This window comes from Streptococcus oralis, assembly GCF_001983955.1.
In the GTDB taxonomy this organism is placed as follows: domain Bacteria; phylum Bacillota; class Bacilli; order Lactobacillales; family Streptococcaceae; genus Streptococcus; species Streptococcus jiangnanensis.
This window is the reverse complement of sequence record NZ_CP019562.1, coordinates 42,185-67,572: the sequence shown is the minus strand read 5'-3', so window position 1 is coordinate 67,572 and position 25,388 is coordinate 42,185. Positions and strand designations below refer to the sequence as shown.

General features: G+C 38.7%; 26 protein-coding genes. 4 read left to right on the top strand and 22 right to left on the bottom strand.

Going from position 1 to position 25,388, the window contains the following annotated elements:
• Window positions 1-402 precede the first annotated feature (402 nt).
• From BWR56_RS00340 to BWR56_RS00275, 14 genes are all read right to left on the bottom strand, one after another.
• Window positions 403-747 carry an HK97 gp10 family phage protein gene (locus BWR56_RS00340; protein ID WP_004261968.1) on the bottom strand — a complete coding sequence of 115 codons (345 nt, stop codon included), beginning with the start codon at window positions 745-747 and terminating at the stop codon, window positions 403-405.
• A gap of 138 nt (window positions 748-885) precedes the next feature.
• A complete protein-coding gene (locus BWR56_RS00335; RefSeq protein WP_076984226.1) occupies window positions 886-1,296 on the bottom strand; it encodes a DUF722 domain-containing protein in 411 nt (136 codons plus the stop codon).
• 377 nt (window positions 1,297-1,673) lie between these two features.
• Window positions 1,674-2,222, bottom strand: a complete 549-nt coding sequence (locus tag BWR56_RS00330) for a hypothetical protein (RefSeq protein WP_049539442.1) — start codon at window positions 2,220-2,222, stop codon at window positions 1,674-1,676.
• A gap of 9 nt (window positions 2,223-2,231) precedes the next feature.
• Entirely contained in the window at window positions 2,232-3,092 is an 861-nt protein-coding gene (locus tag BWR56_RS00325) for a phage major capsid protein (protein ID WP_076984225.1), read from the bottom strand.
• 49 nt (window positions 3,093-3,141) lie between these two features.
• Window positions 3,142-3,372, bottom strand: a complete 231-nt coding sequence (locus BWR56_RS00320) for a hypothetical protein (RefSeq protein WP_049490549.1) — start codon at window positions 3,370-3,372, stop codon at window positions 3,142-3,144.
• Window positions 3,373-3,461: 89 nt separating this feature from the next.
• A complete protein-coding gene (locus BWR56_RS09920) occupies window positions 3,462-3,623 on the bottom strand; it encodes a hypothetical protein (protein ID WP_192831374.1) in 162 nt (53 codons plus the stop codon).
• A complete protein-coding gene (locus BWR56_RS00315; protein WP_049490551.1) occupies window positions 3,620-4,465 on the bottom strand; it encodes an ATP-binding protein in 846 nt (281 codons plus the stop codon). The genes BWR56_RS09920 and BWR56_RS00315 overlap by 4 nt, the downstream gene beginning before the upstream one ends.
• Before the next feature lie 11 nt (window positions 4,466-4,476).
• On the bottom strand, window positions 4,477-5,334 hold the full coding sequence (locus BWR56_RS00310) for a conserved phage C-terminal domain-containing protein (protein ID WP_049490552.1): 858 nt from the start codon (window positions 5,332-5,334) through the stop codon (window positions 4,477-4,479).
• Window positions 5,321-5,593, bottom strand: a complete 273-nt coding sequence (locus BWR56_RS00305; protein ID WP_049490554.1) for a hypothetical protein — start codon at window positions 5,591-5,593, stop codon at window positions 5,321-5,323. Before BWR56_RS00305 ends, BWR56_RS00310 begins: the two co-directional genes overlap by 14 nt.
• A 1-nt stretch (window position 5,594) precedes the next feature.
• Window positions 5,595-5,804, bottom strand: coding sequence for a hypothetical protein (locus tag BWR56_RS09955; RefSeq protein ID WP_049490556.1), 210 nt, complete (start codon window positions 5,802-5,804; stop codon window positions 5,595-5,597).
• A gap of 1 nt (window position 5,805) precedes the next feature.
• Complete coding sequence (locus BWR56_RS00295; RefSeq protein ID WP_049490570.1) at window positions 5,806-6,006, bottom strand: hypothetical protein; 201 nt, start codon at window positions 6,004-6,006, stop codon at window positions 5,806-5,808.
• 335 nt (window positions 6,007-6,341) lie between these two features.
• A complete protein-coding gene (locus BWR56_RS00285; protein WP_049490558.1) occupies window positions 6,342-6,602 on the bottom strand; it encodes a hypothetical protein in 261 nt (86 codons plus the stop codon).
• Between the two features lie 11 nt (window positions 6,603-6,613).
• On the bottom strand, window positions 6,614-7,216 hold the full coding sequence (locus BWR56_RS00280; RefSeq protein WP_049490560.1) for a Rha family transcriptional regulator: 603 nt from the start codon (window positions 7,214-7,216) through the stop codon (window positions 6,614-6,616).
• Between the two features lie 163 nt (window positions 7,217-7,379).
• Entirely contained in the window at window positions 7,380-7,568 is a 189-nt protein-coding gene (locus BWR56_RS00275) for a hypothetical protein (RefSeq protein WP_049490562.1), read from the bottom strand.
• A gap of 168 nt (window positions 7,569-7,736) precedes the next feature.
• Here BWR56_RS00275 and BWR56_RS00270 point away from each other — a divergent pair, with 168 nt between their 5' ends.
• From BWR56_RS00270 to BWR56_RS00255, 4 genes are all read left to right on the top strand, one after another.
• Window positions 7,737-8,303 (top strand): helix-turn-helix domain-containing protein, encoded by a 567-nt coding sequence (locus BWR56_RS00270; protein WP_049490564.1) that lies wholly within the window; start codon window positions 7,737-7,739, stop codon window positions 8,301-8,303.
• Window positions 8,304-8,308: 5 nt separating this feature from the next.
• Window positions 8,309-8,578 carry a DUF4177 domain-containing protein gene (locus tag BWR56_RS00265; RefSeq protein ID WP_004261908.1) on the top strand — a complete coding sequence of 90 codons (270 nt, stop codon included), beginning with the start codon at window positions 8,309-8,311 and terminating at the stop codon, window positions 8,576-8,578.
• A 186-nt stretch (window positions 8,579-8,764) separates the two neighbouring features.
• A complete protein-coding gene (locus BWR56_RS00260; RefSeq protein ID WP_049540312.1) occupies window positions 8,765-9,736 on the top strand; it encodes an Abi family protein in 972 nt (323 codons plus the stop codon).
• Window positions 9,737-10,086: 350 nt separating this feature from the next.
• Entirely contained in the window at window positions 10,087-11,253 is a 1,167-nt protein-coding gene (locus BWR56_RS00255) for a tyrosine-type recombinase/integrase (RefSeq protein ID WP_076984224.1), read from the top strand.
• A 208-nt stretch (window positions 11,254-11,461) separates the two neighbouring features.
• On the opposite strand, the gene BWR56_RS00250 is transcribed toward BWR56_RS00255, so the two are convergent.
• The 8 genes from BWR56_RS00250 to BWR56_RS00215 all read right to left on the bottom strand — a co-directional run bounded on the left by BWR56_RS00250 (window position 11,462) and on the right by BWR56_RS00215 (window position 25,349).
• Window positions 11,462-15,256 carry a Spy0128 family protein gene (locus tag BWR56_RS00250; RefSeq protein WP_269466338.1) on the bottom strand — a complete coding sequence of 1,265 codons (3,795 nt, stop codon included), beginning with the start codon at window positions 15,254-15,256 and terminating at the stop codon, window positions 11,462-11,464.
• Between the two features lie 204 nt (window positions 15,257-15,460).
• The gene (locus BWR56_RS00245) at window positions 15,461-16,189 is read right to left on the bottom strand and encodes an ABC transporter ATP-binding protein (protein WP_049504541.1); all 729 of its coding nucleotides are present in this window, start codon (window positions 16,187-16,189) and stop codon (window positions 15,461-15,463) included.
• On the bottom strand, window positions 16,189-17,196 hold the full coding sequence (locus tag BWR56_RS00240; protein ID WP_000754537.1) for an ABC transporter substrate-binding protein: 1,008 nt from the start codon (window positions 17,194-17,196) through the stop codon (window positions 16,189-16,191). The genes BWR56_RS00245 and BWR56_RS00240 overlap by 1 nt, the downstream gene beginning before the upstream one ends.
• 38 nt (window positions 17,197-17,234) lie before the next feature.
• Entirely contained in the window at window positions 17,235-17,993 is a 759-nt protein-coding gene (locus BWR56_RS00235) for an ABC transporter permease (RefSeq protein WP_196769363.1), read from the bottom strand.
• Window positions 17,956-18,246, bottom strand: a complete 291-nt coding sequence (locus BWR56_RS00230; RefSeq protein ID WP_049504536.1) for a thiamine-binding protein — start codon at window positions 18,244-18,246, stop codon at window positions 17,956-17,958. Before BWR56_RS00230 ends, BWR56_RS00235 begins: the two co-directional genes overlap by 38 nt.
• 280 nt (window positions 18,247-18,526) lie before the next feature.
• Entirely contained in the window at window positions 18,527-21,160 is a 2,634-nt protein-coding gene (polA, locus tag BWR56_RS00225; protein WP_076984222.1) for a DNA polymerase I, read from the bottom strand.
• 129 nt (window positions 21,161-21,289) lie between these two features.
• Window positions 21,290-24,112, bottom strand: coding sequence for an SIALI-17 repeat-containing surface protein (locus BWR56_RS00220; RefSeq protein WP_076984221.1), 2,823 nt, complete (start codon window positions 24,110-24,112; stop codon window positions 21,290-21,292).
• A 115-nt stretch (window positions 24,113-24,227) separates the two neighbouring features.
• Window positions 24,228-25,349 carry an SH3 domain-containing protein gene (locus BWR56_RS00215; protein WP_076984220.1) on the bottom strand — a complete coding sequence of 374 codons (1,122 nt, stop codon included), beginning with the start codon at window positions 25,347-25,349 and terminating at the stop codon, window positions 24,228-24,230.
• Window positions 25,350-25,388: the final 39 nt, after the last annotated feature.

The window sequence follows — 25,388 nt, the reverse complement described above, 5'->3', positions numbered from 1 at the left end:
GGGCTAAGCCCTTGGAAATACTGACTTTCTTCAAAAACAATTAGGCATTAAATCGCCTTAGTTTTTCTTGAAAGTTCCTAAAAAAGTGCACAAAAAAGAGCCCTAAAATGGGCGTAATATTGACGAGTTCAGCAGGCAAGAAACTAGCACGGTCAAACGTGCTTTTTTTATTACCTGCTAATATTATAGCATATCCTCTCAAACTTATATATAACCCGAATCCCGCAAAAGAAAAAGATAAAAGCATAGAGGATAGGGCGAAAGCCTCTCGCACTTTTATTTTATCAAATAGCAATATGAGAAGCAAGGATAAAAAGCCCTCAGAAATAAATCTAAGGACTTAAATAACGATGTGTTGGTTCGCTCACTTAATTAGTATACTTAATACTATTCAATTATAGTTTACTTTGAAATGTTCTTAATCCTTTCTGTAAATTTTTGAATCGCATTCAGTTCTGCAGGTCTTAAATGAGGGTACGCCTTAGTCCTCCCCCCATTTCGTTTAATATGTCCAAATTCAAGTAAATGAGTAAGAGATCCGTATTTAAAACTATATACGACCCAAACTCCATTTCTCACTCTTTTCTTACGCCATCCTTTTGAATATTTACCTGTTCTTTTAGGGCTAGTTTCCTTTAATTCTTTAACTGTTTCTTTAGCGACTTGCTCCGCAATTTTATCAACTTCTTCATTAACCTCTTCGCAATATTCTGCTAAAATATTTGCTAATTGTGCTGCTAAATCCATTTTCTAAAAACTCCTTCTATTTTTTTTAAATATCAACTTTTTACCCCCTTTTTGGTTGACAGCTTCCGACTTGGAAAAAGTTACCGCTCCCGGTACCTAAAATCAACGAAAATGCTTTACAAAGTGGGGGGGGGAGTGTCAATATCCTTTCAGTTCTATAAATCTTTTAGCGATTACCTTTCTACGGCTATTTATATAACGAGTAGTTTTATTTAGTTTCTCTGCCACGTCTTCCCAAGTCGCACCAGCTTCTAAATATCTCATTTTAAAAATTACTAGATCACTTTCAATTAAGTTTTCCATCAAGGTATCTACAACTAGTTTGAAACCTTCTAAATATCTTAGTGTTTGGTCTTCTTCAATTCTAATGATTGTCGCTTCAGTAGGACTAGATACTGTCTTTCCTTTCCCACCAGTATAATCTTCAGTGCTATGTTTCTTATTATGTATCAGTTCCTGTCTTCTCAAATAAATTTTATTAGCAAGCGTTCTATATCGCCCTAACTCAATATCTATCCCGTCCAGGTCTCTGTTACTCAACTCGTACATAGGCAAGTACCTCCACTTAAATTTAAAAATTTTTTTATCTTGCAATTTGTCAAATTGTAAATTCTGTCAAACTGACAAAAAGCGCTAAAAGCCTTCCAACACTCCACTTACCAGGTATCATTGTTTTAAGTTTGACAACTCTTCGGTATGACAAGTTCAAGGGAAATTTCTTTAGTTTATCCCCTCAGTTTCTCATATCTTACATTCTGTGAAACTCACTCCATTCTGTAACCCCCTGATATACCTTGCTTTCAAGCTATTACTTCTTTTCAGTTTATGCTTACTTTGTTATGTGAAATTTAGTAAAGCATAAAAGTAGGACTAGCGATATCTCTTCTGTTTCAGCCATATATCACTAGCCTTACTTAATTTGTTCCCTATTTTTCTAAATACACTTTGATGTCCCGATATTCCTTAGAAAAATCCATCCACCCGCTAATATCAGGGTTTAAGAATGGTAGGACAGTAAGCGGACTTACTTCTGTTCGATACGTCGATAGAGAATGTTTCTGACTTATTTCCCTGACTACACCTGTATGGATTTCTTCTACATCCTTCTTTAGTTCTTGAATTTCATCATATGCGTCCAGAATTCGTCTAAGTTTCTTTCGGTATTGTTTATAGATCTTCTTAGTTTCCATCCGTTGCTTAGTTTCTTTAAAAATGTATTCAAAGATGACTGCTTTAGCTTCTGAAAAATCACTATTATATTTTTCCTGAAGAGAATTAATAGCTTTTTCCATCTTTTCAAGCTGTTCCAAAGACTCTAAGTTGTTAGATAAAAAATTATCTATATTCTCAAATGAAACTGTTTGATTGCCTAAAAGACTCTTCCTTTTTTCGCTTAACTGTTCTCGTGCTGAATTAATCTTACTTTTTTTATTATCTAGATCATCCAGTGTTTCAAATACTTGATTAATATCCATTTCTTTCTCCTAGTTCCATTGAATAAAGTAACCACAATCTTCTTCAATTTTTTTTACATCAAATCGGGTATGTAAAATCAACCGTTTCCCAAAATAGTCATTCGCATTCACCCAACTAAGTGTATCTTTCTTTCGATCAAACAAAGTAACAAAGTTTTCTAGATCTCCGATAAAGCCTTTTTTATCACCTTTATTCCCTAATGTTGTATCATCTACAATTAAAAAGTTATCTACAAAGAATGTTTCACTTGTCCCTGTCTCTTTATCAACCTTAAGAAGATAATTTCCTGAAGTGTCTTTCATTTTTTCTAAGACACTAAATAGTGATTGACTAACAACCATAGATACATTGCGCTCTGGATTGATTAAAGAAACAATAGATTTCAAGTCGTCGATACTTGTAGCAGTCTGCACTTTCGCAGTTTGGAGAATTTTCCCAATCTCTTTATTTCGTGTTCTACGTTTTAATTTAATAATCTTCTTACCAAGAAAATCCGTTAAATTATATTGACCATCGTCTAATTGTTCCTGTGAAAAATCAAGTTTTCCACTGAATAATTTAACTAAGTAATCAACGCTGATAGTTTTCTTTTTATCTGCTTCTGTTCTCTCAACCGAATTTTCGCTAACTTCTTGTAATGAATCAGATTCAAAGTCAGTTACTTCATACTTCCCACCACGGGTACGAGTCTCAATAACATTTACTAGATCAACCAGTTCTTTACGTTGATGTTCATTTTCGTAACTATCAAGGATTGGTTTTTCAATGAGTACATGATTATTTTCTACGTTCATCCCTCTAGTGTTATAACCCGTACTTCGGATATAAGCTTCTAGATTTTCTTTTTGTTTAGCTAAGTTAGTTGTCATTTTTTTGCTCCTTCATCTTTTAATATCTGATTTTTGTTTATAATTTTTTCTAAAATTCTTTGCTTTTAGCTTTTCTTTTAGAACTCTCCGAGCCTTTAGAATCATCTTTTCTAGATTTTGATTTGTCTTGTTTGTTAGCATATTTTTCTAGTATTTCTTGTTTCCGTTGTTCTAAGCTATCATCTTCTTTTTTACACTGAGAAAAGATTTTCTGTCTTTTATCTGGATCCATAGAAAACTTATTGGCTACTACATACCCTAAAGAAGTATCTCCTGACATCTTCCTCACCCCCTTTCTATGCAAACAAAAAGGGACATACCACTAGCATTATATGCTTACGGTATGTCCCTGAGTTGTTCTCAATAGACCTATTTTTTAGTTTCTTTTTTGACTAGATGGGTAAATTTCCCATCTGAGTAGAATAAAGTTATCTCTCCAAACCTTGGAACTTTTTCTATCTCTATTATACCACATTTTTCGTAGACAACAAAGCCTTTTTCTGTTGCAAATCGCATTTTATCATCATTCATTGAAATTCTCCCCTCACTGTGTTTATAGTGTATCTCTTGTCTTTGATCGTAAAAGCCTTGAAAGTGTTCCCTTCTAAACCTTTCAAAATTCTACTTGAATTTCTAGCATTGTAAACAGTCCGCAGTTCGCTACTATCTAGGTTCGTGTTGAAAATCGTAGTTTCTCGATTGTTGATAATATCAAACAAGAAATCCTGTTCCCAGTCACTCTTAGGTGTTACCGTCCCATTTTTTGCCCCCAGGTCATCGATGATTAGAAAATCTACATCAACAAGCTTTTTAACCGCCTCATACTCTGTTAAGTTTGCATTTCTTCCATAAGCCCAGCCTTCTTTTATCTGCTTGATAATCTCGGTTAAGCTGACAAACAAGACACTCTTAGGCTCGTGCTTCTCCCTAAAACTCTCATTGATTTCTTTAGCCAAGGCAAGAGATAAATGACTTTTTCCTATTCCTGTGCTACCACTGATTAAAGTATTTCCCGTCATACCTGCAAGGTACTTCTGGACTTGCCCCTTTACAAACTCTAACATCTGACGCTCTTCTGTCGTCTTAACAAAGAAATTATCAAACGTTGCTCCTTTCAACTCGTTAGGGATCGTACTATCACGCATTAAGACATCATAAGTTTTAAAGTAAGCCTGTCTGTCCTCGAACTGCTGTAATAGGTCTTGTTCTTTTTGTTTAATCTCTCCCTTTACACACTCCGGGCAAAATGCTTGTACTTTTCTTTCTGAACTCCCTAACACTGGTACAGAAATTTCCCAATAATTTACCTGGTGAATATCGCAAACTTTATCCGATATTTTTCTGTTATTAAATTCTTTAAATTGTTCCTTCATCTTTGCAACTCCTAAAATGGTAGATCTGGAAAGTTGCCTTCGGACTTCCCTTTTATGGTTTTAGGCTTTTGATTCAAATAACCGTCAAACTTAGTTCCGAAAAGTGTTTCTGGTCTCAGATATTTAGAAAACTCAGGACTATCCTTCCATTCTGCCGTTTTAATATCTATCACCTGTTTAAAATCTTCAAGTGTATAGCCTTCTTTGAATCGTGCCATTATCGGCTTCAAGTTTTTGTCCAAATATTTATAATTTTTCCCAACTGTATGATTCAGATAAGCTAGAGGGATTCTTATTAAATACTTCTCAGGATGTCCTTTAGTTATTTCCTCAATCATTCTCGGAGTTAACCAATTTGGGAAAGTAAAGTCAGGTTTACCTGACAATATATATTCTTTATATAACTCTTTATCTGACTCTTTATCTATCTCTATATCTGTTGGACATGAGTTGGAAATAGTCTTTTTATTTTGGACATTCTCCAATTTTGGTATATCTTGACTATTTTTTCTTTGGTCTCGCTTATATTTCGCCCAGTTTGTTTCACTCTCAACCATGGCTTTTGCTTGCGATAATGTAGCATGGCCATCATCGTCTATCTGAATCAGTCCGCATTTTGTAAAATATGCAACTGTCATATTTATATCATCCTCGGACACATCCAATTTTAAGGCTAGCTCCTGTACCAAATTATCAAAATACCCCTCATAGTACAAAATACAATCATCTTCTAAACTTTCCAACATAAGACGGATATAAATCACTGTCATAGTGTAGCCACCAGGCATATTTTTAAGTCGTTTAATAAAAAGATTATCAAAAAACTTCTTATCAACTTTTAACCAAAAATATATTTTAGTCTTTGCCATCATCTACCCCCAAAAACTTTAAAACGTCTGAGATTTTATAATACGCTTTTCTAGTATCTTCAATAGGCGGTATATACTGCGGTAGTCCTGCACCTTCCCATTTTATCAAGGTTTTATCTCCTATGCCCAGTTCTTCCTTTAGTTCCACCTTACTGATCAAATCTAATCTTTTTTGAGGTACTTTCTCATGGCTTTTTAAATACCGTTCCACTGCTTCCAAAATCTTAGACTTTAAATCTTCAATCATTTTTTCAAACATATTAGTACCCCCATGGCTTAACCGCTGCAAGCTGAATATATCGCCCATAATCAGGGCTTAAATCCTCGCTAGTTGTTTCTATCGTCTGTGTACTTTCTCGCTCGATTTGGGCGCTTTTTTTGCGGTCTCGGCGGTTTAGATAAAGTAGTAGGCCAAGCAGTAGCAAAGTAAAGACAATAGACTGCGTATTGCTTAATTCTAGTTCATTCATGCTATGCCCTCGCTTTGTAATTCTTGATATAATTTACTTGATAGCTTCGCTCCATCTTCAGAAAGTCGTACACCTCTTCTGGAGTTACTTTATCATCTAAAAAGTCAATGATGAACTGAAAGAGGTTCGGATTTCTATCCTTGATTTCAGTAATTCGGTTGTCAAATTCTGATTGTGTCATGTTATCTAGATCTAGAGTCATATTTTTCTCCATTAGCCTTTCCTTGTCCTTTTTCTTGCCTGTTTTCTATATGGTATGCTTCACCACTCCAAACGCTGGGCGATTGCCCCAAGTTGGCGAACGCTTGTAGCGGTGTTTCGTGAGTAATTACCCATCTTTCAGCTAAACAAGGTCTTAGAATCACCCTGTCAGCACTTGATTTTCAAAACCTTTTCTAATTGCTTGCCTGCTCTTCGGTTTTTTTAGGTATTTGATAGAATAGATATTTTTTGCTATAATCAGAGCATAGAAAAAATTTCTATATCCTTAATCTTGTCGCTTGCTCGCCTCGTCTAAAATTTGAGCAAGTGATTTTTTTATTTTCTTTTTGCATGATTACTACCTGACTTTGGTTTATAAAGCAAGTCTTTACTTTCGATAAGATCTAGAATCCAACTGATTCCCTGTTCTACTGTTTCAAGAAATGCGCCCAGGTCTTCACTGTCCAAGTTCTCGTAGTTCATACAAATATATTCGGCTAGTGATCTGTCTTTCTCAACTAGCTTTTTAAAATCATTGGAATACTTAGGAATTTCTAACCCTTTGGCATTTGTAACTGTCTTAAATTCATTTTCCATTTTCTATACTCCTATGCTTTAAAAATTAATTCCTTAATTTCTGAATACCCCCTATTCAAGTTGATCATAGCTATTGCCATATCTTCCAAGCGCTGATAGCTTATCAGTTCTACACTTGTCAAGCCATCGATACCGTTCTTACTTTCTCGCTCCTTCATGAGTTGCGCTTTATGCTTCCCTGTCACTCCCTTTAGTAGTAAGTTTGTAAGTGTACTATAGGCATGCTTGGGGGCTTTCTCCCATGTTTGAATAGCTTCAGTTAAACTTTTACGCTTCGGCTTTTCCAGTTCTCTTTGAAGGTAGCGTTTAGAAAGTTCGTCACGCATCTCAAAGAATGCTTTGACTAGGTTTGTTTTGAAGTTGGCCACTTGCTCGGTATTTTTTAAAAATGTAACTAACAAGGTCGCTTGTTGCTCATTCAAAATATAGTCCTTGGTATTCTGGCCACTTTCCATAGCTTGGATTTTAAATCCGACCTTTCCGAACCGTTCAAACCTTTCTTGATGTTTGCGGATCGTCTTGGTTATTGTATGATGTTGCAATCCTGTACACTCTGCAACGATACTGCTCAGCGTATACGGTTCTTTCTTACCGTCCATATAAACCAGTTCCATTGGTTCGCTCCTTTCTTCTTGTAGATAGTGCTTGCCACCTAAAACAGTACCAAGGTAAATCATTGAGGTAGGGAAAAATTAGGAGAGAATGAACCCCTACAAACCCTTGATACTGCCATAGGTAGCAAGCAGAAATATTCTTGATTCTGTCTTATGCTCCTTTCTAGTAATCTTTAGCAAGCCATTCCATTACGCTAGCATAAATTCTTTTAGGAGCTTTATAATCACCTTTCAGAATTTTAGGAACTGTTTTAGGTGAAACTCCAATTTCAAAAGCTAACTCATAATTTTTTAATTGTAAATCGGCTTTTTTTCTTCGTAACGCTTTCGCTTGCGATTGTGTAATAATCATTTTTTCTCTCTCCTTTCTATGTTTTATTCTCATTTTGAGAATAATTTAAGTATATACTCTTTTTTTGAGAGTGTCAAGTGGTTTTATTCTTTTTTTGAGAATTTTTATAGAAAAAAATTCTTTGCTATGATATAATCAACTTAAAACAATTAAAGTAGGTTATACGCTGTGGAAATAAAGCTCAAAGAATTTAGAGAAAAAGAAAATTTATCTTTGAATAAACTTAGAAGAATTTTAAAAGAAAAATACAATATTACCGTTTCTGATAGTCAATTAATGTATTATGAAAATGGAACTCGAAAACCAAGAAACAATAAAGTATGGGAGAGTTTAGCAGATTACTTTGGGGTTAGTGTTGCAACTCTTTTAGGCCATGATGAAATATCTCCTGAAGAGATGACTACTAAATTACAAGATTTTTTCGAAAATCTTGATATGAATGAATTAAATAACATTAAACCAAATTATGATTTGCTAAAAAAGGTTCAATCAGCATATGAAAACGTTGAAGAACATATAAACAATCCAAAAAAATACGAGAATTTTGGCAAAGGTTTAGCTGATTTTAATCAAAGCTACATGCTAACTATCGAAAAGTTAATAGTTAATGATATAGAAATGGGGACGAATTTTGCAGATATTTTAATCAACTATATTTCTTTAAATGACTATGATAAAAAAATAGCTTTTGATTTAGTTCAAAAACTATCTGAGAGAGACAACGAAAAGGAGTAACCCCCATGGGATTTTTTGATACTGTAAAACAAGAAGGTAGTTTTTCTACCGCATCTGGAGTAAATGGACTACACTATGTTGTCCTTCAGGTAACTTTAAAAGAAAAGTTTTTCGGTACTGGATCAGGAAACCTTACAGAATTAGAAGATGTTATCAATAAACAAGCTTCAAAAGGTTATCGCCTGCATACAATCACAACCGCCAATGGTGGAAGCAAAGGACTAGGCGGTGGTGACCGTATCCAGGCTACAATGGTATTTGAGAAGATTATATAAACCAAACTACTAACCCTAAAAGGGGAATGGATTCTATCGGAAATTTTAAAAATTTTTTAACTAAAATACTTGACAAGATATAAAAAAGCCCTTATAATTAACGTAATCGATGAATAGATGCGCTTAGCATCACACCAAAAGGGCTTCACTTTGTGAGGCCCTTTTGCGTTGTAGAAAGAGGAATTGATGAAACCTTTTGCAGACGAAACAAAACAAATAGATATCTTAAAATCTAGAAATCTACTTTTTCTAGATGAAGACAAAGCAAAAAGAGTATTGATGAACTACGGTTACTACGAAGTAGTAAATGGATACAAAATGTTCTTGTTAGAAGACAGTAGTACGAGAGAACAGTATAAGCCAGGTGCTACTTTTGAACACTTGACTGCTCTATATGAACTCGATAAAAGTATTCGAAATGGTGTTATTCAAGCTTCACTAGAGATAGAATTATCACTCAGAACCGCCATAGCTTATACACTTGCTGAGGACTTCGGTGTAGAACAACGTCAGTATTTATATTATAAAAATTTTCGACAAGGAGATACTATTTGGAGCGACAGCCAGCCAACTAATGAACGAGCTATACTTCTTAACAAATTATTTCATCTTGAGAACAGAAATATAGAGCCTTTAAATCATTATAGAACTAACCACGGCCATATTCCGCCTTGGATTTTATTAAAGGAAAGCACCTTCGGAAACCTAAAATATATCTTCAAACTCCTGAAAGGCCCTCAAAAGGATAAAGTTATTTCAATTTGCTACGGCATTGATATTTCAGATGTAACAGACAATTTGAGATCCCTTTTTAAAGATACTCTTGATGTTGTAAATAGTTTCAGAAATAGAGCTGCTCATAGCGGAAGAATATTTAATTTTAAGTCAACTATCTATAAGATACGCTATAACAACACCTTTCACAATAAAGTAGAGATAACACCTGCTCAGTATCGTATAGGTTTGGGGCAAAGCGACCTTTATACATTATCAAAAATATTAGATTATTTTGACAATAAAAAGGCTAAAATAAATCTAGATGTTTATATCTCATATTCTATAAAAAAACATTGTGAAAATTATAAAGAGGATTTAGAGTTATTAGCAAATGAAATGAACTATCCTTTAGATGAATTAAAGCAAGAACTAAAGGAATAACAAGACATATCAATGTGTTTCAAACTTTTTTTAGAAACACTTGTAAAAATTTCTAAAAAGTGATATCATATTTTCCAATCGTAAAAGAAACCCTATGGGTTACACTGCTCTATACCTGTATCTCTATATAGGTCAGGGTTACAACAAGAAAATAAGTGTATCAGCTTTTTAGTTGGTACACTTTTTTCTATCTTTTCAAACCCCATATTCACCTCGTTTTCTATTCTGGTATAATTTTACCGTCCGTCCTCTTAAAATCGAAAATAGAGGGGTTCTCGTAGCTCCTCGCATGGTATAAACTCAAAACCTTTTCTAATTGCTTGCCTGCTGATGAAAAAGGAGTTAAAACCATGAAAATTACACAACACACGAAAAAAGACGGATCAGCAGTCTACCGCTCTAGTATCTATCTTGGCATTGATTCTGTAACTGGTAAGAAGGTCAAGACTACCATATCAGCACGAACAAAGAAAGAACTCAGAAATAAGGCCACTCAGGTCAAGGTAGAATTTGAGAAAAACGGCTCTACCCGGAAACAACGCTCACATATAACAACCTATAGCGAACTTGTGGACTTGTTTTGGCAAACCTACCAGCATACCGTAAAGACTAATACGCAGATTAAGATAAAAGGTTGCTTAAATAACTACCTCTTGCCCTCATTTGGTACTTACAAACTAGATAAACTTACTCCTGTTATTATCCAAACTCAGGTAAATAAGTGGGCGGATGAGTACAATCAAGACGGAACGGGGTATAAAGAATACAATCACCTTCACGCCTTAAATAAACGTATTCTACAGTATGGGGTTTCTATCCAAGCATTGGACAATAACCCTGCTCGTGATGTTGTCATTCCTAGAAAGATAACAAGAGATAAACAAGAAATTAAATACTTTCAAGATCAGGAACTTAAAAGCTTCCTCTCCTATCTCGATAACCTGGAGAATACCTTTGTCAATTTCTATGATACTGTGCTTTATAAAACGCTCCTAGCTACTGGACTGCGCATCCGTGAATGTCTGGCCCTGGAATGGTCTGATATTGATCTGCAGAACGGAACGATTGATATTAACAAAACACTCAACATTTTAAACCAGGTAAACGGTCCTAAGACAAAATCAAGCTATAGAGTTCTAGATATCGATCATAAAACAGTGCTCATGCTTCGCCTCTACCGAGCAAGACAAGCAGAAAACGGTAGAAACATTGGCTTAACCTATGAGAAAGTATTCTCTGATAGCTTTGACAACTATGTCAATACTCGAAAGGTTGATTATCGCCTACATAAGCACTTAAAAAACGCTAACTGTACTGATTTAGGCTTTCATGCTTTCCGCCACACTCACGCTAGTATCTTGCTTAATGCTGGCCTGCCATACAAGGAGATACAGACACGGCTTGGCCATGCAAAAATATCTGTAACTATGGACACTTACAGCCATTTATCAAAAGAGAACCAAAAAAGAGCAGTCTCATTCTTTGAAACTGCTCTCGAAAAAATAAAAAGTTCTTAAAAAAGTCCACAAAATAAAAAAGCGATACATAAAACCCTTATGTATCAACGATTATAGAATGATTTCGGTATAATTGACTATTATACCGAAATTTTTAATTTTTTTAAAGGAAAAGGGAACGAGTTGCGAAGATTATTATAAACTATCCAAAACAAAAAGATGGGACCGTAAAACGGTCACCATCATTTTGCTTTATTCAAAGTTAAGATTAGTCAACTTTTTTAGTACGGTATACAAGTCCTGCCAAAGCTGCAAGAACTAGACCAAGAATAGTAGAGAATGCTGTAAAGTCTGCTCCACCAGTGTTTGGCAAATCTCCCTTAGGCTGTTCACCCTTAGGATCTTCCTTAGGTTCTTCTTTTTTCGGTTCAGTATATGTGTTAGTGATTGTTGGGTTGTTACCTGTAACTGTTGCTACAAGTTGACCTGCACCATTATCAACGACTTCAACTGTCACTTCGTAAGAATTTTCATCATATTTGATATTCTCATCGTTACCTTTTACTTCAGTAATAGTGTAAGTGTGCTTACCTGCTGTTGCGTACTTAATAGCTTTGAAAGTAACAGTACCGTCTGCAGCGTTTGTAGCTGTTTCGATTACTTCGTTACCTTCTTTAAGTTCAAACTTAAACTGACCTGCTGCAAGTTCTTTTTTACCATTCAAGACTTTCTTAGCTGTGAAAGTTACTTGTGTTGAAGATGCAACATAAGTGTTTGTGAAGGTTGGGTTGTTGTCAGTTACAGTCGCAACAAGTTTGCCTTGACCATTATCTGTAACTTTTACTGTTACATTGTGAGTAGATTTATCATATGTCACACCTGCTTCGTTACCTGCTTTTTCAGAGATAGTGTAAGTGTGCTCACCAGCTTCTTTGTACTCGATACCTGCGAAAGCAACTGTACCGTCTGCAGCGTTTGTTGCTGTTCCGATTACTTTGTCACCTTCTTTAAGTTCAAACTCATATTTGCCTGCTTCAAGGGCTTTACCATTCAAGACTTTCTTAGCGGTAATATTTACAGTTGTTGAAGCTACTTTATAAGTGTTAGTGAAAGTTGGGTTGTTACCTATAACAGTTGCAACAAGTTTTCCTTCCCCGTTATCTTTAACGTTCACCTTAACTTCGTGTTTGGCAGTATCGTATGTCACACCTGCTTCACTACCTACTTTTTCTGAGATAGTGTAAGTGTGGTCGCCTGCTTCATTGAACTCAATGTCTTTGAAAGTCACAGTTCCGTCTGCAGCGTTTTTAGCTGTCGCAACGACTTTGTCACCTTCTTTAAGCTCGAATTCGTATTTATCAGCTTCAAGAGCTTTACCATCTAAGACTTTAGTAGCTGTGATCGTTGCACTTGTTGAAGCTGCTTTATAAGTGTTGGTGAAGGTTGGGTTGTTATCAGTTGCAGTTGCAACAAGTTTGCCTGCACCGTTGTCTGTAACTTTTACTGTTACAGTGTGAATAGTTTTATCGTACTTTACACCTGCTTCGCTACCTACTTTTTCTGAGATAGTGTAAGTATAGTCACCTGCTTCGTTGTACTCAATTTCTTTGAAAGTAACAGTTCCGTCTGCAGCGTTTGTAGCTGTCGCAACGACTTCTTCACCTTTTTTAAGTTCAAACTCATATTTACCAGCTTCAAGGGCTTTACCGTTCAAGACTTTCTTAGCTGTGATCGTTGCACTTGTTTTAGCTGCTTTATATGTGTTGGTGAAGGTTGGGTTGTTATCTGTAACAGCTGCAACAAGTTCACCTTGTCCATTATCTGTAACGTTTACTGTTACTTTATGAGTAGATTCATCGTATGTCACACCTGCTTCGCTACCTGCTTTTTCTGAGATAGTGTAAGTGTGGTCGCCTGCTTCATTGTATTCGATTTCTTTGAAAGTAACAGTACCGTCTGCAGCGTTTTTAGCTGTCGCAACGACTTTGTCACCTTCTTTAAGCTCGAATTCGTATTTATCAGCTTCAAGAGCTTTACCTTCCAAGACTTTCTTAGCGGTAATATTTACAGTTGTTGAAGCAGCTTTATAAGTGTTAGTGAAGGTTGGGTTGTTACCTGTAACAGTTGCAACAAGTTTTCCTTCCCCGTTATCTTTAACGTTCACCTTAACTTTGTGTTTGGCAGTATCGTATGTCACACCTTTTTCACTACCTGCTTTTTCAGTGATAGTGTAAGTGTAATCACCTGCTGTTTCGAACTCGATTTCTTTGAAAGTAACGGTGCCGTCTGCAGCGTTTTTAGCTGTCGCAACGACTTCTTCACCTTTTTTAAGTTCGAATTCGTATTTATCAGCTTCAAGCTCTTTACCGTTCAAGACTTTCTTAGCCTTGATTGTCGCGCTTGTTGAAGCGGCTTTATAAGTGTTAGTGAAAGTAAGATTATCAGCACCTGTTGCAGTTGCAACAAGTTGACCTTGGCCGTTATCTTTAACGACTACTGTTACTTCATAAGCATTTGGATCGTATTCAACTCCGGCTACATCACCAGCTTTTTCAGAAATAGTGAATGTACGAGTTTTCTCTTTTGTGAACGTAAGTTCTGGGAATTGAATCTTACCGTTTGCATCATTTGAAACAGTATGGAGAACTGTTCCGTTTTCTTTCAACTCAAATTCAAATTTGCCAGCCTCAAGAGCTTTACCCTTTAAGACTTTCTTAGCTTCAAGTTGCAGTTTTGCTTCTTTAGCAGCGTATGAGTTTGTAAATTCTTTCTTAGAATCTTCAAATTTGACGCTCGCTAATTTTTCACCCAAAACATCTTTTACTGTTACAGTCGCTTTAAGGACGTTCGCATCATAAGTGTATCCAGGTTTGTTATCATTAACTTCTTTAATGGTATAGTTAAAAGTTCCTGCTTCTTTGTATTTGATTGCCTCGAACTTCACTTTACCATTCTCGTCATTTTTGACAGTTTGTAAAACATTACCCTGATCATCTAGAAGTTGGAAGCTAAATGCATCTTTTTCAAGAGTTTTACCATTAAGTTTCTTAGTCACTTCTAGAGCAACCTCATCCGATTTGGCACCTACACCAATACCGTCAGTAGTTGTAATTGGTGCAAAACCTTCAAATTCTATTGGTTGGGCTTCCTCGTTTGTAGTGACAGTTACATTGTTCAATACACGTTTAGTAACTGGATTGACTGGTTTAGTCAAACGAGTACGATACATGATATAAAGCCCTTTATGATCTAAGGTTCCATTACCATTAGGTGTAATTGAGAAATGGTTCTTATCTGTTACTTGAACATGAGCCTTATCAAGTGATGATCGTCCGTAACCATTTTCCCAATCTGGGAAGTAGTAACCAGTAATATCACTCGCAAGAACTTGCCCATCAGGAATAGTATCTTGGATATTTACACCAGTGTATGATTTTGCATAACGGTTAACACGGATACGCCAGTTTACATAGTTAGGGTCGTCTGAATCTTGAACTCCCCATTTAGTAAATCCAGTTGGATCAACGTCTGGAACGATACGAGTCAAATGATAAACTCCTGCACCAGGAATGTTGATTTCATATTCCTTATTCTTTTCAACATGGTCCGCCCACACTACAGTAAATGATGCAACAATTTGTTTGTTCTCATTAAACTTCTTAAAGTACTCTTCGTTTGTTACTGTAATCTTAGCAGTATTCGTTGCCTTCTCTGTTGTCAGTGTTGCAATCGTTTCACCGTTCGGAGCTTTCAAATCTGTAGTAGAATCTACTTCGATTTTAAACTCATTTGGAACGTGATAAACCATGAAATCACCGTTTTTCAGAGTTACATTGTCTGGGAATGCGTAAGTTGTTTTAAGATAGAACTTACCTTCACCATATTTGGCATGATCGACTAATCGGTTCGTATTAATCGTCGGCTCTGTAGTCAAAGTGTACTCTGATTCAGTTTTTTCGGCAGCACTAACTACTCCATTAAGTCTTAGTGCAGGCAAAAAGACCGACACAACCAGTAGCAAGGCCATCAAGCCATGAAAGAGTTTTTTATTTCTCTTCGTCACCACATTATCCTCCTTATTGTCTATAATGGTTCAATTATATTATACAGAACCTTGACAGAATGTCAATTAAAATGATTCGGTTTTTATATTAACTTATCAGGTAGATGGATAAATCAGCCAATTCCGTTTCTGCATAAGCTTTGACACAATTAAATCCAAGCAAGATTCTTACTTGGATTTAATATATAATATTGTTCTAAGGATCTAAGTATTTAATCCCAATTCCGCTAAGATTTGACGTTTATAGGCAATTTTTTGGACTTCCTTGTCTTCACTCTGAGACCAATCTAGTTTAACCTCAGAAACAATCTGCCCAGGGCGATTTTTTAAGATATAGATACGGTCACTGAGATTGAGGGCCTCCTCGATACTATGCGTGATGATCAAGGTCGTCAGCTGTAGCTGTTTGTGAATCTCAAGGTACCAAGCGTGGAGTTCCATCTTTGTCATCTCGTCCAGGGCGCTAAAAGCCTCGTCAAGAAGAAAGAGCTTGTGGCCAAAAAGATAGGTCCGCAGCAAGGCCACACGCTGACGCATCCCCCCACTAAGTTCGTGAGGATACTTGTCCCGTACAGCTGTCAACTGGAAGGTCGCAAGGATGTCATCTGCTCGGGCAATGGCTTCTGCCTTATCCACCTTTTGAATCAAGAGGGGCAGGATGATATTGCCAAGCACCGTCTTGTGTTCCAAGAGTAAATCCTTTTGCAACATATAACTCACGCGTCCCTTGGGATTTTCCTCGCCATCAAGGACAATTCGCCCAGACTGGACTTCTAAAATCCCAGCGATTAGGTTAAAGAGGGTGGTCTTTCCTACACCACTTGGACCTAGAATAGAGACCACCTCACCTGACGTCACCTGCAGGTTGATATCCTCTAAAATTTTTTCATCGCCATAGGCATAGCTTACGTGTTCTAGTCTAATTTCTGTCATTATTTTACAAATTCATTAGTGAAACCTTTGTCTGTCAAGTCTTCTTTAAGGATACCATTTTCTTTATCCCATTTGTAGAAGGCATTCCAACGAGCAGCATCAAATTGTCCCCATTTTTCCTTATCGCTTGCGTATTCTTTTGACAAGTATTTTTGAGATTCGATGACAAAGTCGCGTTTTTCCTTGAGTTCAGGTGCATTTTTTATGAGGATATCTGCAGCTTCTTCTGGATGTTCCATGGCATATTGGTAACCTTTTTTGATAGCTTGGATAACTTTACGAGCTTCTTCTTTGTTGTCTTTGAGATAGTCGTTGTTAGCGATGATAACTGGTGAGTAGTAGTCAAACTCCTTGACATAATCTTTCAAATACATGAAGTTAGCATCTACGCCTTGCGATTTGGCAAGGATACCGTCCCAACCGTAGTAGATCCAAGCAGTATCAAAGACGCCATTAGCAATCGGTGTGATGGAGTTTGAGTCGTTGTTTGGTACTTTTTCGACCTTCTCAAAGTCTCCACCTTGAGATTCTACCAAGGTTTTCAACATAGCAAGCTCCGTTGGGTCATTCCAGGTTCCGTATTTCTTCCCAACTAAGTCCTTTGGACTGCTGACATTGTCAGATTTACGTGAGATGATTCCAGATGTATTGTGCTCAACGATAGCGGCAACGGCAGTGATTCCTGCCCCTTTTTCCAATTTCTTAGCCATGTAGTCTTGGAAATAGATAGCAAATGGCGCTTTGCCATTAATCACCAAGTCAGACGAGCTTTCTTCTGGTGGCAATTTCAAATCAACATCCACTCCAGCTTCTTTGAAATAACCTTTTTCCTTGGCAACATATAGCCCTGTGTGGTTAGTATTTGGCGTCCAGTCTAGGATAAAGTCAATCTTCTTGAGTTCTGCTTCTTTATTGTCCTTAGAAGCAGTCCCTTGACCACAAGCCACCAGCACGACAGCTACAAGAGCTGTCACAAGCGTTAAAAACACTTTCCATGTTTTCTTCATCTTCATTTCCTCTTTTCTTTTTCTAAAACATCCTTATCTTAGGGACGTTTCCATTTAATCACATATTTTTCACTAATATCGACCAACTTCATACCGAGAAGGCTGATAATCGACACCAGAATAATAATGGCAAACATGGTGTCATACTGAAACAGTTTCTTTGACTGAATCATGTAGACACCTAGTCCTTCAAAGCCTCCCAACCACTCAGATACCACTGTTGTGATAAAGGCATAGGAGACACTGACCCTCAGACCTGCATAAAAGTAAGGCAGACTGACTGGGATTTTAAAATGCCACAGGATTTGCCAAGGGTTTGCTCGCATCAGACTAAACAAGGTCAGCATATCCTTGTCACAGTGCCTAAAACCGTCCAAAATACTGACGATGATAGGGAAGGTTGTCGTCAAGATTATCAAGACAATCTTGGGCAAAATCCCATAACCTAGCCACAAGACCAAGATAGGGGCTATGGCAATAGTCGGAATGGTCTGAACAACCACCATCATAGGGTAAATCAGGTCATTGAGCCAAGTTAGACTGTCCATAAGCACAGCCATGATACAGGCAATCAAGACACCCAGCACTAGACCGAGTAAAGCCACTCTCAAGGTTGCCCAGCTATGGTGCCAGAGAAATTCTCTGTCACGAACAAAGGACTGGAGAATCTCAAGAGGAGTTGGCAGGATAAACTTGGGTAAAAGTTTGAATATTCCCGCTAACTGCCAGACCGACAAGACTCCGAGAAATCCCAAAAGACTAATCTGTTGTCTCATCATACTTTTCAAGTTTCTCATCAATGCTTAGAATCTCTCCTACATTTATTTTGACATTGGCAAAGACATTATCTGCCTCCTGCCCGGCCACTTCTAGCGCGTCTTTGAGAATGCGCATGAGCTCATCAAACTCCCCTTCCAAGACCGTTTCAAATGGTGTCACCACCATGGTCACGGACTGAGCTTGCAGATAAGCAATCACTTGATCGATAATAGCAATTCGATCAACCCCCTGTGATAGGGGCAAGACCTGCAAGGCAATGCTTGCTTTCATAAAAACCTCCTCTTCTCTGTTTTTCTTTTTGACAAAAAGAAAAACCTTTCCCATATATACGGAAAAGGTGCAGAATTCGACTAAGTATCCTTCCCTACGCTGGCATTACCCAGATCAGGTGCGGTCGAAGTTTAACACTTCCTCTCAGACTGTACACAGACTCCCGTATCTTATATGGACATATAGTAACGCAAACACAAGGAAAAGTCAAGGAAACTGCTTACAGAAAATCATGAAAAAGAGTTTGAAGACAAATGCTTCAAACTCCATCATAGTTTTCTTATTTAGCCTCGTACCAGGTTGCCCCTTCATTCTCATCAGCAATGAGTGGGACACTGAGCTGGATGGCTTCTTCCATGGTTTGTCTCACTAGAGTTTTGACGGCTTCTAGTTCTGATTTTGGAACCTCAAGGACAATTTCATCGTGCACTTGCAAGAGCATCTTGGTCTGATAGCCACCTTCAACTAGAGCTTTGTCTAGCTGAATCATAGCAATCTTAAGAATATCTGCTGCTGAACCCTGGATAGGAGAGTTAATGGCAGTTCGCTCTGCAAAACCACGAATGTTGAAGTTACGCGAATTGATATCTGGCAGCTCTCGACGACGCTTGAAAAGGGTCTCTACATAGCCCTTATCACGCGCCTCACGAACGACTTCATCCATGTAATTTTTAATACCTGGGAAGCGTTCAAAGTAAGTGTCGATGTAGGCTTTTGCTTCCTTACGGCTGATACCCAGATTATTAGACAAACCAAAATCTGAAATCCCATAAACCACTCCAAAGTTTACCGCCTTGGCATTACGACGGTCGTTTGGAGTCACATCTTCAGGACGTTCAATGCCAAAGACCCGCATGGCCGTTGAAGTATGGATGTCAGCTCCTTCTTGGAAAGCCTTAATTAAGTGCTCATCTTTAGAAATATGAGCCAAAACGCGCAATTCAATCTGTGAATAGTCCGAACTAAGCAGGACACTATTCTCCCACTCAGGCACAAAAGCCTTACGAATGAGACGACCTTGTTCCAAACGAACAGGGATATTTTGCAAGTTGGGATCCACACTAGACAGACGCCCAGTCTGGGTCAAATCCTGCACATAGCGCGTATGAATCTTGCCATCCGCCAAAATCCAGTCCTGCAAACCAATCACATAAGTAGACTGAATCTTAGCAATCTGACGGTAGTCGAGAATTTTCTTAACGATCGGAGCAATAGGAGCCAGACGCTCCAAAACATCTACCGCTGTCGAGTATCCAGTCTTGGTTTTCTTAGTGTATTCTAGTGGAAGGCCGAGCTTTTCAAAGAGAAGCACGCCCAACTGTTTAGGCGAGTTGATATTAAACTCCTCACCAGCCAGTTCATAAATCTCTTGAGTGAGTTGCTCAATGACGACCTCATTTTCAGCCTGCATTTCAAGTAGGGTTTCTTTTTTGACCTTGATACCAGCGATTTCCATCTTGGCAAGGACAAAGGCCAGAGGTTGCTCCATGTCATAGAGGAGATCTAACTGTCCATGTTCACCGAGTTTTTCAAGTAAAACAGGTTCGGTCTCAACCAATACAGCAACCTTGCGAGCTAGGTGTTCCAAGAATTTTTCTCGTTCAGGAATTGCCTTCTTGACACCCTTACCATAGAAATTCTCATCATCAACCAAATAAGTCTGACCATAGAGATTCGCAATGGTTGAAATTTCATTGTTCTCGACTGTTGAGAGTAAGTATTTTGCCAAGCGACTGTCAAAAGCAGGTGCTTGGAGATTCAAGCCCAAGCGATTTAAAAGAACCTTAGCTTTTTTAAAGTCATACACTTTCAGAGCTATTTTTTCTAGAAATTCCTTGAGAATTGGCTCCTGCAAGAGCTCAAGTTTATCTGTAGCGTAAAGTTTATCCCCACAGGACCAAGCAAAACCAACCAAGTCATCTGTATGGTAGTTTTCCCCAAAGAGTTCAAAGTGGAAGATAGAGTCTGTGCTCAGCATGTCTTGGCTGACGTGGTCAACGATAGTGAAATCCAAACTTTCAGGCGCATCCGTTGACGAAACATTCAAAGCTTGCTTGAGCTGTTTAAAGCCCATCTCATCGTAGAATTCTCCAAGATTTTCCACATCTGGACCACTATAGACCAAATCATCAAGGCCAATCTCAATTGGTGCCTGAGTCTCAATAGTCGCCAAAGTTTTAGACAGGAAGGCTTGTTCCTTGTCATTGATGAGATTTTCTTTCATCTTCGAAGCCTTTATGCCATCGATATTTTCATAAATACCTTCGAGCGAGCCGTGTTCTAGCAAGAGCTTGATACCCGTCTTTTCACCGATTTTCGTGACACCAGGGATATTATCAGACTTATCCCCCATAAGAGCCTTAAGATCAATAAACTGAGCTGGTGTGAGGCCCATCTTTTTCATGAGATAGTCCGGCGTAAAGGCCTCAAACTCAGCCACACCTTTCTTGGAAATCTCGACCACCGTATGCTCATCCGTCAACTGGATCAAATCCTTATCTCCGCTAACAATTGTCACATCAAAAGAATCCTTCTCAGCCAAACGGCCCAGAGTCCCGATGATATCATCTGCCTCATACTGGGGCAACTCGTAGTGTCGAATCCCAAGGTGGTCTAACAACTCACGAATGAAGGGAAATTGCTCACGAAACTCATCTGGAGTTTTAGCACGGCCACCCTTGTAGTCTGCATACATCTCTGTTCGGAAAGTCGTCTTGCCTGCATCAAAAGCTACCAAAACATGACTAGGCTCAACCCGCTCTAAGACATGATTCAACATGAGTTGAAAGCCATAGATTGCATTGGTATGAAGGCCATTAGCATTTTTAAAACGATCCAACTGCTGATAGAGCGCAAAAAAAGCTCGAAAGGCAACAGAAGATCCATCAATCAATAATAATTTTTTCTTGTCCATACATCCATTATAAAGGAAAGCGAGGAAAAATACCATCGGAAAGAGCTGAAAAACTTGGACTTATCACTATTTCACCATAAAAAAGAAAAGGACTATTCAAATCCTTTTCTTTTATTGATTTCATGCGATTTATTTATTCAATTTTCTCTTTGCAAATGGTAGCAAACCAAGAAGGAGACCAACAAATCCTAGCGATGCGACTGCTGAAGCATCTTGGCTTCCTGTATTTGGAAGGAATTGTTCATCCGTTGCTGCAGGCGCTTTGTAGGTACGATCTTGTTCAGTTCCGAGAGTAGGGCTTGTAGCCAAAGGAGCTACACTGCCAGTGTATTCTGGAACTTCATTTACTGCAGGTTCAATCTTTTCAGCATAGGCTGGAATAGTAGTCACTGCCGGAGCACCACTTTCTGCATAAACTGGAACATTTGCTACAGCTGGGGCGCCACTTTCTGCATAAGGCAGAGTGTTGTTTACTACTGGTGTACCACTTTCTCCGTAAGTTGGAACATTTGCTACGGCTGGGGCGCCACTTTCTGCATAGGCTGGAACACTCGCTACTGCCGGAGCACCGCTTTCTCCATAAACTGGAACATTCGCTACGGCTGGAGCGCCACTTTCGCCATAGGCTGGGAGTTCATTTACAGCAGCTTCTACCGCATTTACACCTTTGTTGTATTCTGGCAATTCTGCAGTCGCAGCTTCCACTGCGTTCACTCCACCTTTAAAGTCTTCAATTTCAAGAACAGCTGACATGACACTACTTAGAGTCTTAATAGCATCCTCATAGTCTGCTAAAGCTTGTTGCAATTCTTTTACTTGATCATTTTCAACACCATTTATTTTTGAAATAGAGATTTGTTCTTTAATTTTAATAACTTTTTTCTCTAATTTCAAAAGTTCTTGTTTCTTAGTATTTGTTTCTGGTCGCTTAGCTTCTTCTGCCTTCTTAGCCTCCTCGGCCTTCTTAGCTTCTTCTGCCTTCCTAGCTTCCTCTGCCTTCTTAGCTTCTTCTGCCTTCTTAGCTTCCTCTGCCTTCTTAGCTTCTTCTGCCTTCTTAGCTTCCTCTGCCTTCTTAGCTTCTTCGGCCTTCCTAGCTTCTTCTGCCTTCCTAGCTTCCTCTGCCTTCTTAGCTTCTTCCTCTTTCTTAGCTTCCTCGGCTGCTTCCTTGTCCGCTGCAGCGAGTGTAGCTTGGTCTTGGCTAGAAAGTTGAGATTGAGTCTTCGCTTCAGCTGGGGTTACCTGATCGCTCTCTTCTGCCAAGAAGTCAGCTAGCAAGTCTGAGGCGTCTAGCTCACCCTCTTCGATGGCTTTCAAGATAGCATCCTTGCCAATCACTTCTTTAGCTGCCTTAATGGCTGCTTCCTTATCAGTAATAGAGGCGTCTTTGTTGATGTCGTCGATGGTCGATTTTTCAATACCTTCAAGCGTTGAAAGCAATTCTGTTCGAACTTTTGCTGCTTCTTCCGCTGCTTCCTTGTCGGCTGTAGCGAGTTTAGATTGGTCTTGGCTTGAAAGTTGAGATTGAGTTTTTGCTTCGGCTCGTGTTACCTGATCGCTGTCTTCTGCCAAGAAATCTGCCAGTAAGTCGGACGCTTCGATATCTCCATCTTCGATAGCTTTCAAGATAGCATCCTTGCCAATCACTTCTTTAGCTGCCTTGATGGCTGCTTCCTTATCAGTGATAGTGGCATCCTTGTTGATATCATCGATGGTTGATTTTTCGATGCCTTCAAGAGTTGAAAGTAATTCGCTGTGAGCTTTGTCTTCCGCAGCTTGCTTAGCTTCTTCCTCTTTCTTGGCTTCCTCAGCTGCTTCCTTGTCCGCTGTAGCCAGTTTAGCTTGGTCTTGGCTTGAAAGCTGTGATTGAGTCTTCGATTCAGCTGGGCTTACCTGATCACTATCCTCTGCCAAGAAGTCTGCTAACAAGTCTGAGGCGTCTAGCTCACCCTCTTCGATGGCTTTCAAGATAGCGTCCTTGCCAATCACTTCTTTAGCCGCCTTGATTGCTGCTTCCTTATCAGTGATAGTGGCATCTTTGTTGATGTCGTCGATTGTCTCTCTTTCAATTTTTTCTAGGGTAGCGATTAAATCTGAGCGAACTTTAGCTGCATCAACCTGAGCCTCTTTATCAGCTTCGTCTAACTTAGCTTGGTCTTCATCTGTGAATTCTGATACAGGTTCAACTACTGTTTTGTGCTCGCTCGTATCTGCTGGCCAGTCTACAATAACATCACCAATCTCCAAATCCTCATCTGCGATAGCCTTCAAAAGGTCTTCTTTACCGATCTCTTCTTTGGCTTCTTTGATGGCCGTTTCTTTATCGGTGATTGAAGCGTCTTTTTTAATATCTTCAATTACAGCATTTTCAAGAGATTCTAGGGCTTGAACTAGAGCATCCGTCGCTTGAGACACTTGTTCTTTAGCATCTTTTTCAGCCTGGTCTAGTAGAGCCTTCTCCTCAGTAGATAATTTTTTATTAGTTTGAGCTTCAGGACCTGTTACCACAGCCTTATCTTCTGCACCTTCTGGCAATTCAGCGATGATATTATCTAGGCTGAGCTCTCCAGACTCAAGAGTGTCTGAAATATACATCTTACCGATATATTCCTTCACAGCTTCAGTTGCAGCCTCTTTGTCCTCAATTGCTTCCTTATCCTCAATATCACTAATAGCCTGTTCCTCAAGTTCATCCAAAGCCTTCATCAACTCTTCTTTGGTCATCTTAGCTGGATTTGTCGCACCAGGATTAGCTGGACTAGCGTTTTCTGATCCCTTTTCAGTTTGAGCACCGCTCTCCCCTTCTGTTCCAGCTTGTGGTTGTGCAGGAGCAACTGCCTGCTCTTCTGCTTTCCCTTCATCTGCCTTAACTACTGAAGGCTGTGAAACGAGTACACTAGCACCCAATACAGCTGCACTTGCTAAACTTGTTAAAATAACTTTCTTCTTGTCCATTAGATGATGCCCCTTTTTAGTTTTCGATGTTATTATATTATACTATATAAATAACGTCAACTAATTCGATATCCATTTTAAAATTTTATGAACAAGAAGAAAGCTTGTATGATGTTTAAGAAACACTTCCTATCCTTACCCCATCACTGTCTAGTCTGTAGCCATCAATAATCGTATTAACAGCTAAGGCTCCCGAAGCATCAACATAGTAATGTTTACCCGAGACTTGGAACCATTGACTAGCTTTCATCCGGCCAGATTCCTCTAAGTAATACCAAGTTCCCTTGTCTTTAAGCCATCCCGTCTGCATCTCACCCGAAGCCTTTAGATAATACCAGTGAGAGCCATCCTTAACCCAGCCAGTTGACATGGCCCCATTTTCTTTTAAATGATACCAATTGCCATTAACTTTTTTCCATCCTGTTGCTAGCTTACCATTCTCTCGGTAATACCAACTCCCTCCTTCTTTTTTCCAGCCTTTCTCTGTATTGCTTAACTTTGTATACTGCACATATCTTCTAGCACCACTGTAGGATAGATAACCGAGCCACTTATAACCATCCTTTTCAAGAACTTGATCATAACTCACACTCTCACCAGCATAATAGTAGTCAATAACCTGTCCTGTACTTGACGGTTGGTCCATAATCGGCGATTTCTCCGTGAATACTATTGTCCCACTAGACGGAAGCTCTGAGCTATGAGCATTCTCACCCGCACTATGGCTAGCAGATAAATCCCTAAAATGAATAAAACCTGTCATCGAATTAGCCTTGACTTTTCGACGGTTATACTTTTCTCGAACCCCGTAATTATACTCTTCGATCTCAATCGTATCTCCCGATACATTTGATACCCAGGCCACGTGCCCATAATAACCTTCTGTCGACCAAGCAATAGCCCCAACTTCTGGCTTAGTATCCACACGGTAGCCTTCTCGCCTTGCACGATGTCCCCATTCATTCGCATTTCCGTAGGCAGGAGGAATCTCAAAGCCATTTACACTACTCAAACGAAAGGCTGCAAAAGACGTACACTGGCGAGAATACATCCGCCACTGATCGATTTCAACACTACCATTTTTGTAGTGAAGCGGATAGTCATCTCCACGCGCTACACTGTCAGCCTGAACCGATTCCCCACCAAACAAAAAGGTACCCGTAACGAACAAAGTAGCCAGCCCTACACCCAACTGAGTACATTTACTCTTCTTAACTCCTGATTTAAAAAACGTCATTCATTCTCCTTAATAATATAAATTTCCGAGGTTACCCTC